At 46.4% G+C, this 13,290-nt stretch carries 9 protein-coding genes; 5 read left to right on the top strand and 4 right to left on the bottom strand.

Features of this window, described 5'->3' with window-relative positions; genetic code table 11:
- Window positions 1-26 precede the first annotated feature (26 nt).
- From mfd to NO989_RS01605, 3 genes are all read left to right on the top strand, one after another.
- Window positions 27-3,524: a transcription-repair coupling factor gene (mfd, locus tag NO989_RS01615; RefSeq protein WP_371341952.1), complete on the top strand. Its 3,498-nt coding sequence runs from the start codon at window positions 27-29 to the stop codon at window positions 3,522-3,524.
- A 1-nt stretch (window position 3,525) separates the two neighbouring features.
- On the top strand, window positions 3,526-5,277 hold the full coding sequence (locus tag NO989_RS01610; RefSeq protein WP_371341951.1) for a CsiV family protein: 1,752 nt from the start codon (window positions 3,526-3,528) through the stop codon (window positions 5,275-5,277).
- 82 nt (window positions 5,278-5,359) lie between these two features.
- The gene (locus NO989_RS01605; RefSeq protein ID WP_014976252.1) at window positions 5,360-5,875 is read left to right on the top strand and encodes a cob(I)yrinic acid a,c-diamide adenosyltransferase; all 516 of its coding nucleotides are present in this window, start codon (window positions 5,360-5,362) and stop codon (window positions 5,873-5,875) included.
- A 47-nt stretch (window positions 5,876-5,922) separates the two neighbouring features.
- Here NO989_RS01605 and nagZ read toward each other — a convergent pair whose 3' ends face one another.
- Window positions 5,923-6,933: a beta-N-acetylhexosaminidase gene (nagZ, locus tag NO989_RS01600; RefSeq protein WP_014976251.1), complete on the bottom strand. Its 1,011-nt coding sequence runs from the start codon at window positions 6,931-6,933 to the stop codon at window positions 5,923-5,925.
- Window positions 6,934-7,031: 98 nt separating this feature from the next.
- On the opposite strand from nagZ, the gene NO989_RS01595 reads away from it, so the two are divergent.
- Entirely contained in the window at window positions 7,032-9,434 is a 2,403-nt protein-coding gene (locus tag NO989_RS01595) for a penicillin acylase family protein (protein WP_371341950.1), read from the top strand.
- Complete coding sequence (gene ybaK, locus NO989_RS01590; RefSeq protein ID WP_371341949.1) at window positions 9,431-9,901, top strand: Cys-tRNA(Pro) deacylase; 471 nt, start codon at window positions 9,431-9,433, stop codon at window positions 9,899-9,901. Before NO989_RS01595 ends, ybaK begins: the two co-directional genes overlap by 4 nt.
- Before the next feature lie 28 nt (window positions 9,902-9,929).
- On the opposite strand, the gene NO989_RS01585 is transcribed toward ybaK, so the two are convergent.
- The 3 genes from NO989_RS01585 to pheT all read right to left on the bottom strand — a co-directional run bounded on the left by NO989_RS01585 (window position 9,930) and on the right by pheT (window position 13,280).
- Window positions 9,930-10,475 (bottom strand): hypothetical protein, encoded by a 546-nt coding sequence (locus NO989_RS01585; RefSeq protein ID WP_371341948.1) that lies wholly within the window; start codon window positions 10,473-10,475, stop codon window positions 9,930-9,932.
- Window positions 10,476-10,589: 114 nt separating this feature from the next.
- The gene (ihfA, locus tag NO989_RS01580) at window positions 10,590-10,889 is read right to left on the bottom strand and encodes an integration host factor subunit alpha (protein ID WP_014949129.1); all 300 of its coding nucleotides are present in this window, start codon (window positions 10,887-10,889) and stop codon (window positions 10,590-10,592) included.
- Window positions 10,890-10,892: 3 nt separating this feature from the next.
- Window positions 10,893-13,280: a phenylalanine--tRNA ligase subunit beta gene (gene pheT, locus NO989_RS01575; RefSeq protein ID WP_371341947.1), complete on the bottom strand. Its 2,388-nt coding sequence runs from the start codon at window positions 13,278-13,280 to the stop codon at window positions 10,893-10,895.
- Window positions 13,281-13,290: the final 10 nt, after the last annotated feature.

Genomic DNA, 13,290 nt, shown 5'->3' with positions numbered 1-13,290 from the left:
ATCTTGCACTTAAAAAACAGGACGTCATGACAGCCACTTTATTATCGCTTCCATTACCTGCGCCTAAAAAAGAAGCCTCATCACAAGATCACAAACACTGGGGCCAACTTCAAGGCAGCAGTGCCGCACTATGTATCAGCCAAGCACTCAGCCAATACAAAGGCCCTATTGTACTGATTACCGCCGATACACCGTCGGCAATGAAGCTCGAAAAAGAAATAGCCTTCTTCTTAAGCGATAATACAAAGCATACACCTATTACTCTGTTTCCAGATTGGGAAACACTGCCCTACGATTCGTTTTCGCCCCATCAAGACATTGTTTCTCAGCGATTAGAAACCCTATTCCGCTTTACACAGCAAGGCGAAGGCATATTCATAGTGCCTGTTAACACGTTAATGCAGCGTTTAGCCCCTACCGATTATTTAGCAAAGTATTTGCTTATGCTAAACAAGGGCGACACCTTAGATAGAGATCAGTTCAGACGCAATCTCGAGCAAGCCGGCTACCTGCATGTTAGTCAGGTAATGAGCCACAGCGAATTCTCGGTGCGCGGCAGCATCATCGACCTTTTTCCGATGGGAAGCGACCAGCCATTTCGAATAGACTTGTTTGATGACGAAATCGACTCCATTCGCTATTTCGATACTGAAACCCAACGCTCTGGCGAGGCTGTTAACGAAATTCGCTTGCTACCAGCACGAGAATTTCCTACAGACAAAGAGGCAATCACGCTTTTCCGCCAGCAGTTTTTAGAAAAGTTCGACGCAAACAATGCATCTGAAAGCGTATTTTCTCAGGTAAGCAAGGGCACCATGCCGAGCGGTGTGGAATATTATCTTCCCCTCTTCTTTGAAAAAACCGCTACGCTTTTTGACTATCTTCACCCTAAAAGCCTGCTATTACTTCACGGTGATGTGCAAGACGCCAGCGAGTTTTTCTGGGCCGACGTACAAGAACGTTACGAGCAGTATCGTTATAACTTAGCCCGTCCACTGCTTGCACCAGACGAGCTGTTTTTACCTATAAATGAGCTATTTGGTGTCATAAAACAGTGGCCACGTGCATCCCTTTCCAGCAAGGTACTTGAAGAAAAATCAGGTGCTAGCAACCTTCAGTGCGAAAAGCTTGATGATATTGCGATTAACTCGCAGAAAAAAGTACCTGCTGAAAGACTCATTAAAACGGTAAATCAAGCCACTGACAACGGGGCTAAGGTACTGTTTTGTGCTGAGACCCAAGGTCGCCGAGAGGGTTTGCTAACCGTACTCGCAAAAGCAGGCATCAAACCAAAGATTGTTGATAGCTTTAGCGATTTTATCGCAAGTCACGACAACATTGGCATTACCGTGGGTATGGTTGATAACAGTTTCCGCTGGCAAACCCAGGAAGGCGAACTGTTATTTATTACGGAAACCGAACTATTAGGCCAGAAAGTAAGTCAGCGCCGTCTTCGCGATAAACGCACCGCCACCGACGAAAGCGCCATTATCCGCAACCTGGCCGAACTTTCTATTGGTCAGCCTGTGGTGCACCTCGATCACGGTGTTGGCCGTTATTTGGGCCTTCAAACGTTGGACGCGGGCGGCGTAGCAACCGAATATTTGTGCATTGAGTATGCCAAGCAATCTAAGCTTTACGTGCCTGTGGCGTCGCTTCACTTGATTTCACGCTACACTGGTGGCGATGCCGACAGCGCACCAGTTAGCGCCTTGGGCTCAGACGCATGGACAAAAGCCAAGCAAAAAGCCGCCGAAAAAGTTCGTGACGTAGCGGCTGAGCTTTTAGATGTATATGCCCGCCGCGCAGCCAAGCCAGGTTTTGCCTACAAAATAAATTGGGACGACTACCAAGCCTTCTCAGACAGCTTCCCCTTTGAAGAAACACCCGACCAAGCCCAAGCCATCGCTGCGGTTATGCACGACATGGGCAGTCCATCGGCTATGGATCGCCTAGTTTGCGGTGACGTAGGTTTCGGTAAAACCGAAGTTGCTATGCGCGCGGCATTCCTTGCAGCTAATGCTGGTAAACAGGTGGCTATTTTGGTGCCCACTACCCTACTGGCTCAGCAACATTACGAGAACTTTAAAGACCGTTTCGCGGCATGGCCGTTTGAAATTGAAGTCATGAGCCGTTTTGTAAGCGGTAAAGCGCAAAAATCTGTGGTTGAGCGGATCGGCGAAGGCAAAGTAGATATCGTAGTAGGCACACATAAACTGCTGTCTAGCGATATTAAATATAAAGACTTAGGCCTTGTGATCATCGACGAAGAACATCGCTTTGGCGTGCGTCAAAAAGAGAAACTTAAGTCATTACGTGCCGACGTTGATATCCTTACCCTTACGGCAACGCCTATTCCTCGTACGCTTAACATGGCGTTATCAGGCATGCGCGACTTATCGATTATTGCCACAGCCCCGGCCCGTCGTTTATCAATTAAGACCTTTGTGCAGCAGCGTAATAAAGCCGTTATTCGCGAGGCCATTATGCGTGAGATATTGCGTGGTGGTCAGGTTTACTTCCTTCACAACGAAGTAGATAGCATTGCGCGAACGGCTGAAGAAATCGCAGAAATTGTTCCCGAAGCCCGTATTGCAGTGGGGCACGGCCAAATGCGCGAGCGTGAACTTGAAGGCGTAATGAGCGACTTCTATCATCAGCGCTACAACGTACTTGTGTGTACTACCATCATTGAAACAGGTATCGACGTACCAAGTGCGAATACCATTATTATGGATAGAGCCGATCATTTAGGTTTAGCGCAGCTTCACCAGCTTCGTGGCCGTGTAGGTCGTTCGCATCATCAAGCGTACGCATACTTATTAACGCCTCATCCAAAGCGCATGACCAAAGATGCAGTGAAACGATTAGAAGCAATATCACAGCTTGAAGATTTAGGTGCAGGTTTTGCGCTTGCTACCCACGATTTAGAAATTCGTGGTGCCGGTGAGTTGTTAGGCGACGACCAATCGGGGCAAATAGCGAGTATTGGTTTCAGTTTGTACATGGATATGCTCGATAAAGCCGTTAACGCGCTTAAAGAAGGCCGAGAGCCTTCGTTAGACGACGCGACCTCGGGCCATACCGAAGTTGAACTGCGTATTCCAGCCCTATTGCCTGAAGACTATATTGCCGACGTTAACACTCGCCTATCGCTATATAAACGTCTGGCAAGCTGTACGTCCCAAGACGACATTGATGAATTCCAGGTAGAATGTATTGACCGCTTTGGTCTATTGCCAGAGCCTGCCAAAAACTTGATAGAAGTGGCTGAAATTAAACTAAAAGCCCAAGCGTTAGGCATTCTAAAAGTAGACTTGTCGGCCCAAGGCGGTACCATAGAGTTTAAAGAAACCACTAAGGTTAACCCAGGCTATATTATTAGTTTGGTGCAAACCAAACCAAACACCTTTAAGTTTGAAGGAAGCCAAAAACTGCGTTTGGTGAAAAAGACCGAAACAGCTAAAGAGCGCATCGCGTTTATTAGCGATATTATTGCCGATTTTGCAAAGGAGTCGCGGTAACATGAAGTTATCTCGCTGGTGCCCGTTAGTTGCATCAATAAGCGCCGTTTTCTTAACGACAATTTCAACTGCAGCTAACGCCAATGACAACTGGTGGTTCGATGTGGAAGTTATTGCGTTTAAGCGCAACGTGGCACTAACTGAGTTAGAAGAGCAGTTTTCTTTGGCTGACAACTTGTCAGCCCCTCGCGCTCAGGCAGACATCATTAGCGATATCATTTCGCCTGATATAAGCTATCTAAAACAAGGGTTAGCCGTTTGCGGCGCTGAAACATCGGTTAAGTGGCCTAGCAACGGACTATTGAGCGTACCAGCAAAAGATGTAGATTTCTTGTCGCTGTCTAAAGATAACAGTGCGCAGTACGGTGACATGTCTCCTAACTCTTACTCTGAAGAAGCGGGCTATGGATATAATGAAACATCCGGCTTAACAGCCAATGAGCCATCGCCTACAGCAGACGTAGCGAGTCAGGCACAAAGCGAAACCATTAATGGCGATGAGTTTGGGGCTTCTTATTCGTCGTCAGACTCCGACTATAGCGATAGCCTTGACTACTCAAATGAGGGTATCATCACTGACGACGTCACACCCGCTCCTGATGCTGCAACCATCGCCAGCTATTGGACGTCTTTCTTCGGCGTAAAAGATTCCTCACCTGTCACGGTGCCTGTATTTAAGTACTGTGAAGAAGCGAAGCCATGGCTTAGCGCTGAGGTAACCACTGCACTGAACGTTGTTGTTCCAGGCGACGACGAACTAAACTCAGGCGTTTCGATAAGCGAGAGCAAGTCAAGAAGCAGCGCGCTTCAACCTGTAATCGTATGGAAGGTGAATCAGCCGGATAATAGGCTACCCGCTCCAGCAAGTTTACCTATTATCATTGAAGGACACGACTGGCCGCTTGCTTCAAAAGCGCATCTGCTTACCAGTAATCAGCAAGCACTGTCTTCAATTTCTCGCCAAATACGTTCTAATCGCGAGCTAGAACGTTTGTTCCACGCAACCTGGCGTCAGCCAGTTATGTTTGGTAAAAACAAAGCTTTCAACGTGCGTCTTTATGGTGGGCAAAACTACGCGCAGCAGTTTGACTTGAACGGTGATATGCGAGCTCCAAAACACGTTGATAATGTAGACAATAAAACTGACGATTCCACTCCAGAGTTTGGTTACGGCTCCACCGCCACTCTTACTGATAATGATAACCATAGAAATACATCGAGCACAGATGAAAACAGCCTAAGTAATGTAAGTACTGCTTTTGAAGCTGATAAAACTGCAGCGCATGGCACTGATCAATTTCTTGCTGTTTCAGATATTTTTGCCGATTTGGACCGCCGTTTGTCAAACCCACAGGCTATAGAGTATGGCGCATTTAAAGCGCTTGATACGCCGATGATTGTAGAGCAAGGTGAAGATGACACTACCGATGCTTCATTAAGAACACCCATTTGGGAAATTGACGGCACTATCAAAGTATTTCTTAAATATATCAACCGCGTACCTTACCTTCATGTAGATGGCGAGATGTTTTATCGCCAGCCGGTACCAATGAGCTACTTCAGCAGTGAAGATGATAGCACTGGTAATGCTGCTAAGCCCCGTCAGGCGACATCAACAGCGTACAAACTGGTTTCAGTTCCGTTAGCTGAGCAAAGACGTGTAATCAGTACGCAACTGCATTATTTCGACCACCCGCTGTTTGGTTTTGTAGTACAAATTCGTCGCTACAATCGCCCTGACGTTAGCGAGTGATTTGAGTAAACGCTTAGTGTAAGTGCTTTGGTTTTAAAGGCAAAAAACAACATTTGCGATTGATAGAGAGATATAGGTTTTTATGAAGATTTACACTCGCACTGGTGATAAGGGCAGCACGCAAATTTACGCTGACAAGGCCGTACGTGTAGATAAGGATGATTTAGTAGTACAAAGCTACGGCGATATGGACGAACTCAATAGCCATATCGGGCTACTCGCAGCGCATGTTACTGACAAACATAAACCAATGCTCCAAGACATTCAGCGCAACCTGTTTCAAGCTGGCTTTGCTATTTCAGCAAGCTCAACGCTGACACAAACTGATATTGAGAACCTAGAAAGCCTTATAGACAATATTACCCGTCAAATGCCGCCTAATACATCGTTTGTGCTGCCTGGCGGATGTAAGGCTGCTGCCCAGGCTCATGTTTGTCGCGCTGTATGCCGCCGGGCTGAACGTGCTGTCATTAGCCTATCTAAACATTATGATGTGCCAGAAGTGGTACATGCTTATTTAAATCGTCTGAGCGATTTTCTCTTCACTTTTGCGCGATTTATGAATGTAGAAGCTGGCGTAGACGAAGTACCAGTATAAGCAAACGGCATTAAAAAACAGAAAATGAAAAACGGTAGTTATAAAAACTACCGTTCGCTTAAACGCTTCACCAGCTCAACCGCACTGTCGTATTTATCATTAAGCCCTACTGGCATAATACGATCGTAAAGCGCCATAACGCGCCCTCGCTTTTGTAAATCGCTGTTAGATGGGTTAGCAAAGCGCGTTTCCAATCCATCAAGGATAGTCTCAGCCCCTTTCGGATTGTTGCAGGCAAGTACCATATCACAACCTGCTTCCAGTGCTGCCTCAGCACGCTCAACGTAACTTCCCGCAACACTTGCGCCGTGCATAGACAAGTCATCAGAGAATACTGCGCCGCCAAAGCCTAGATCCTGTTTAAGGATATCCTGCAGCCATTTAGTTGAGAAACCCGCAGGCTTATCGCACACCTGATTATAAATAACATGGGCAGGCATAACGCCATCAAGCAACGCACGCTCAATTAAGCGTTCAAAGACCACCATATCTGTACTGCGTATTTCATCAAATTCGCGTTCATCGACGGGTAACGCTACATGAGAATCTGGCGCTACACTGCCATGCCCAGGAAAGTGCTTTCCAATAGCTGGCATATTTACGGCTTTTAGACCTTGGATTAGATAAGCGGCAAGACGAATAACGTCGTCTGCATTGTCTGAAAATGCCCTGTCACCAATAACTTGCGATACACCATTTATATCAAGCACCGGTGCAAAGCTAAAATCGATATCTAAGGTTTTAAGTTCATAAGCCAATACTAATCCACACGCTTTTGCGTATGCAGCACTTTCATCTTGATGCTCTGACTGCCTTAAAATATCGCCCATTGCAGGTATGGCAGTAAAGCCTTCACGAAAACGCTGAACGCGGCCTCCTTCATGATCGACGGCGATCAGTACTGGACGCTTTGCAAAGCGTCTTATATCTTGAACCAGCGCAGAGAGCTGACGTTTATCATGATAGTTGCGGCTAAATAAAATAACGCCACCCACTACTGGATGTGTTAACTTTTCCTTTTCTTCAGGCAGAAGTTCTTCGGCCTGACAATCCAACATTAATGGCCCCACGGCACCGCCTTAGTATGTGTCATAAAACATCACTTCAATTTTGCAAGTTCTGTGGTTAGGATAGAGAAAAATAGGGAGTTTTACACGTGATAAATTGGTTCAAGTGGTTGGTTTTAAGTGTTTTAGCACTGCTTTTTTTAACGGTACTGGGATTGTACATCTCGCTTCGTATGAGTTTGCCCGCACTTGATGGAAATAGCGCCACCTATCACGTAAACGCACCTACTGAGCTAAGCCGTGACGAACTAGGCCAAGCTGTTATTAAAGCCAACGATATTTTCGACGCAGCCTATGCACTGGGTTTTGCGCATGCTCAAGATCGCTTTTTTCAAATGGATTTACAGCGCCGCGCCGCATCGGGTAGTTTGTCACAATGGGTGGGCGACATTGCCCTAGATATCGATAAGAAAGCCCGCTTTCATCAATTTGAGAAACGAGCAAAGGTCGTATTCGATAACCTTCCCTCAAAACAACAAGAACTACTCGTACGTTACGCCCACGGCGTAAATGACGCATTGTCTGAGTATACGTTGCCACCTTTTGAATACCTAGCTGCAGGCGTTGATATAAAACAATGGCGCCCCACCGACAGTATTCTTGTGATTTACAGTATGTATTTGGATTTACAAGGTAGCCAAGTAGAGCTTGATTTAGCAAGAGAGGCACTGCTTTCAACATTTGGGAATGATGTATACAGCTTCATTACTCAGCCGAGTAATTATCAGGCAGCGCTTGATGCCAGCGAGATACCACTGCTTGAAGCACCTATTCCAGAGTACCCTGCATCGCTACGCCCAATTACTCACTCACCAGAAGATAGTAATGGCGAGAGCATTAAGCAAGAGCCTGAAGACGCGACTACTCAGTACTCAAACGATAACGACAATACTGCTATTGCCCGTGCACAATATAACGGTACTGAACTTCCTGATATTGGTAGCAATAACTGGGCGGTGACCGGGAGTCACACCACGACAAGCGCAGGCCTTTTAGCAAACGACATGCATTTAGGATTGCGGGTTCCCATCATCTGGTATCGCGCCCAGCTAAACTATCAAGAATCGGGCGGCGATGTGCAAGTAACCGGGGTTTCCCTGCCGGGTATTCCTGGCATTGTTGTAGGCACCAACGGGCATATCGCTTGGGGTTTTACGAATGCAAATTTAGACAATGTAGATTGGATTGAGCTAGGCGAATCGACGGCCACAAGTACGGTAACAGAGCGTATTCCTTTACCTGATGGTGAGCACACATTTGAGTTTGAAGTAAGCTCGTATGGGCCAGTGAAAGAACTCAATGGCAAGCGCTATGCACTTAATTGGGTAGCGCATCATCCGTTTGCTGCGAACTTGGGAATAATAAACTTCGGCAATGCAAAAAATGTCCAAGCAGCGATAAAGATGGGCCAACGCATTGCTATTCCCACGCAAAACCTCGTGATTGTTGATGAAAGCGGCAATGCGGCTTGGCTTCCTGGCGGCGCAGTTATGGAAAGGCAGCAGGCTTCATTCACTGCTATAAAAGAACAAGAAGCAGTAAACACACCACCAAAGCGCGCATCAAAGCTTCCCATGGTTTTAAACCCCGATATGGGAAGAATATGGACTGCAAATGCTAGAGTAATTTCGGCTGATGACTTCAAAGTCTGGGGCGACGGTGGTTACGCGCTAGGTGCTCGCGGACAACAAATAAGAGACCGTTTGTTTGAAAAAGATACCTTTACTGAGACTGACTTTTACGCCATTCAGTTAGATAATCATGCCCGCTTTCTTATTCCTTGGCAGCACCTTTTGTATGGGCTGCTCAACATGCAAGACATTGAATTTAAACCCGACCTCGCTTACCTAAACACATGGGACGAATGCGCATGTGAAGATTCGGTTGGCTACACGTTAGTTAAGCACTTTAGGCAGGAAGTGGTACAAACCCTTTTTGGAGGCGTACTTTCAACGTTAGACCAACAAGGTGTAAACAGCCGTACACTCTTACGTGGCATTGAACCTGCTGTGTGGCAACTTATTCATAGTCAGCCTGACTCTTGGCTACCTAACGATACTGAAAGCTTCGACGAGCTACTTGTAGACGCTTACAGGCGCGCCAAACACAAGCTGTTAGACAAGTATTCACCAGTAGAAGCTAATATGGAAACATTAGCCTGGGGCAAGGTGAACGCACTTTCTGTTAAACATCCATTTGCTGATCAAATTCCTCTAGTTGGAGATATGTTAAACATGCAACAAGTAGAAGGCTTTGGTGATACATACATGCCTGCTGTACAAGCACCTAGTTTTGGTGCCTCTGAGCGTCTATTTGTCAGCCCTGGCCATTTAGAGGATGCCATTCTAACACTACCTGGCGGACAATCCGGCCACCCACTGTCAAAATTTTTTACAACTGGCTTTAACGACTACGCAACACACGCAGCTACCCCTCTGCTACCCAGCCAGCCGATACATAGCCGAACATTTTACAAAAAAGAGGTAGAATGACACCTGCAATCACTTTGCTTACTAAAAAGCGTATCGCTCACAGCGTTTTAAAATATGATCACGATGCAAATGCGGCATCCTACGGGCTAGAAGCGGTTGAAAAGCTAAACCTAAACGCCGATACCGTATTTAAAACCTTAGTGGTTAGTACAGACACCAACAAACTCGCTGTTGCTGTAGTACCGGTAAACACCAAGCTAAGCGAAAAGAAAATGGCGAAAGCATTAGGTGTGAAAAAGGTAGAAATGGCGCAGGCGAACGCGGTAATGGTTGCTACAGGCTATGTGTTAGGTGGTGTAAGTCCGCTAGGCCAAAAAAAGCGCCTAGCCAGCGTAATTCACAAAAGCGCTGAAGGCCTTGCCACTATGCATGTAAGCGCTGGAAAGCGAGGATTGGAAGTGGCGCTCGCCCCTTCTGATCTAGCTTTGCTCACTAGTGCTAACTTTGCAGATATTTCAGTAGATTGAACAAAGATTGAGATTGTGCGTTACTTGGCTACTTGCTAGCCTGGGCTAACCATTGCTCACGTGCTTCTTTAAGCGCGGCTTCATCAGGCTGCTCGCTTCCTGAAATAGCTACAGCTATTTGTTGAATAATTGCGTCGCGTTTTTCAATCAACGCATCAGTGCGTGCGAACAAGTCTTTAGCTTCAGGATATTGCTCTTTAAGCACATCTACATCTTCTAGCGCGTAATAGCGTGCTTCAAATGCTTCGTTGTACAGCTGACGTTTAGCATTGAATACTACGTAGTCTTCGGCGGTTTCCGAACTAAGATAATCCATATCTTCAGGTGCCAAGTTGGCAGCCTGCCCTACTTCACGGGCTTGTACCATCCAAGAATCTACTATTTCGATATTCCCATCTTTCACAGCCTGCTTAACGCCTTCCTGCAAATCACTAGCGTGAAGAATTTCCATGACTGTGATTAGCGGAACTTGCGCTGCGTCTTGGTCTCGTTTGTCTGCATCTAGCGACAGATAAGCAAACCATGAGAACGTAGCAGCAACAATAATAGCAAGAACGACAAGTGCTTTCTTCACACTTTCCTCCAAAGAAATTGCATATGAAAACCAGTGCGACGGCACTGTATAAAAGAAGCAATACAAAAAGAGCGAGAGACCCCGCTCTTTTTCAGTATTGTAACGACCTAAAGATTATTGGTCGACAGGTGCAGAGTTTTCAACTCGGCTTTTCAATTTTTGACCCGGGCGGAATGTAACCACACGACGTGCTTTAATTGGAATGTCTTCACCGGTTTTTGGATTGCGGCCAGGACGTTCATTTTTATCACGCAGGTCAAAGTTGCCAAAACCTGACAGTTTTACTTGCTCACCAGATTCCAGAGCGCCTTTAATCTCTTCGAAAAAAAGCTCTACCAGATCCTTCGCATCACGCTTGTTAATGCCTAGTTTCTCGAATAGGTGTTCAGCCATCTCGGCTTTGGTCAATGCCATAGTTTACTCTCTTAACGCGGCCCCAAACTCAGATTCCAGACCTTTAACCACAGTATCTACAGCTTGCTGAATCTCAGCTTCTTCCAAGGTTTTATCCGGATCTTGTAAATGAAGTGACAAAGCAAGGCTCTTATAGCCAGGCTCAATTCCCTTGCCTTTGTACTCATCGAACAAGTTTAGAGCAACTAGTTGATTTACGCCAATATTTTCTATGTAAGAAAGAACATTCCCTACACGCACTTCATCTTTAACCGTAATAGCAATATCACGGCGATTCGATGGGAAGCGCGATACTGGTACGGCTGACGGTAACTTGCGATCAGTAATGGCATCTACCACTAGTTCGAACACAAATACACGGCCGTTAACACCAAGCAATTTAGTGAACTGCGGGTGTATAGCACCAATATAGCCAACTTCTTCATCATTAAGCAAAATTTTTGCCGTCATGCCAGGGTGTAACGCACTGTGTTGCCCTGTAACGAACTGGAACTCACCGGTTCTGCCTGTAAGTGCCAATAACGCCTCAACATCGGCTTTTGCATCGAAGAAATCAACCGGGCTGTCGCCCAAGTCCCAATGTTCTTCATTACGACGCCCTGCTACTACACCACCAATTACTTGCTGTTGCAATACACCATTTGGCGCATCTTGTTGAGGAATAAAGCGTAATCCGGTTTCAAACATGCGAACACGTTGTTGCTGACGCTTCTGATTATAAGCAGTAGCACCAACTAATCCCGGCCATAAACTTACACGCATTACCGACATATCAGATGAAATTGGGTGTGGTAACACCATACCTTTTACGTCTGGGAATAATGCGTTTTGAATTTTAGGGTCTACAAACGAATAGGTAATTGCTTCATTGTAGCCACGGCTTAGAAGCAATGACTTCATTGTGTTTAACGGAAGCTTGGCTTCTTGCGAAGGCAGCATTGCCAACGTCGCTTTTGGTGCCACGTTTGGAATGTTGTTGTAACCGTATACGCGCGCAATTTCTTCAATCAAATCTTCTTCAATTGAAATATCGAAACGATAGCTTGGCGCAACCGCTTCCCAGCCAGCTTCGGTTTGCGTTACGTCTAAACCAAGGCGGTTTAGCATTTCGGTTACTTTTGCATCGTCAATGCTAATGCCTAGTACACGAGACAAACGTTCGCGACGAAGCGTAACCGTAGCCTGCTTGGGTAGCTTGTCTTCAGCCACTGCTTCAACAACAGGGCCAGCTTCACCACCGCAAATTTCTAGTACCAGTGCAGTAGCGCGCTCCATGGCTTTACGCTGAAGCTGTGGGTCTACACCACGCTCGTAACGGTGCGACGCATCGGTATGCAAACCGTACTGACGGGCACGGCCCATAATCGCATCACGGCTAAAGAAAGCACTTTCAAGTAAAATATCTTGGGTTTCGGTGGTAACACCAGAATGTAAGCCGCCGAAAATACCTGCCATAGCTAACGCTTTGTTGTCATCAGCAATAACTAAAGTATTGCTTTGTAACTTAGCTTCGGTTTCGTCAAGTAGCGTAAGCGTTTCGCCTTCTTTTGCCATACGCACGTTAACGTTGCCTTCAATGCTGGCAAGGTTAAACGCGTGCATTGGTTGACCAAGCTCTAACAATACAAAGTTAGTCACGTCAACAATGGGGTCGATGCTGCGAATGCCGCAGCGACGTAGCTTTTCAACTAACCACAGTTGCGATGCAGCTTTAACGTTAACGCCCTTAACCACACGGCCCAGATAACGTGGGCATGCGTCGTCAGCGCTTAGCGTAATTGATAATTTATCTTCAATAGTTGCGTTTACCGCTGCTACTTCAGGCTCACACACGTCAAGGTTATTAAGAACGCCAACTTCACGGGCAATGCCGCGAATACCCAAGCAGTCTGCACGGTTTGGTGTCAGATCTACTTCGATTGCGTTGTCATCAAGTCCAAGGTAATCGCGAATGTCTGCGCCAATAGGTGCATCGGCGGGAAGCTCGATAATACCATCGTGGTCGTCGCTAATACCTAGCTCAGAGAAGCTACATAGCATACCGAATGACGGCTCGCCGCGAAGCTTTGCTTTCTTAATTTTAAAGTCGCCTGGCAATACAGCACCAACAACAGCAACTGCTACTTTAATGCCCTGACGGCAGTTAGGCGCACCGCAAACGATATCAAGTAGCTCATCGCCACCTACGTTTATTTTAGTTACGCGCAGTTTGTCGGCGTTCGGGTGCTGACCACACTCAACAACTTCACCTACTAGCACGCCTTTAAAATCGCCTGCTACTGGCTCAACACCGTCTACTTCAAGGCCAGCCATGCTCAACTGTTCAGACAGCTCATGTGCCGACAGCGACGGGTTAACCCACTCTCTTAACCATTTTTCACTGAATTTCATGTGTACTCTC

Origin of the sequence: Alteromonas sp. DY56-G5 (assembly GCF_041414725.1) — a bacterium.
In the GTDB taxonomy this organism is placed as follows: Bacteria; Pseudomonadota; Gammaproteobacteria; order Enterobacterales; family Alteromonadaceae; genus Alteromonas; species Alteromonas macleodii.
The sequence above is the reverse complement of the archived record's forward strand: the minus strand, read 5'-3'. Positions and strand labels throughout refer to the sequence as shown.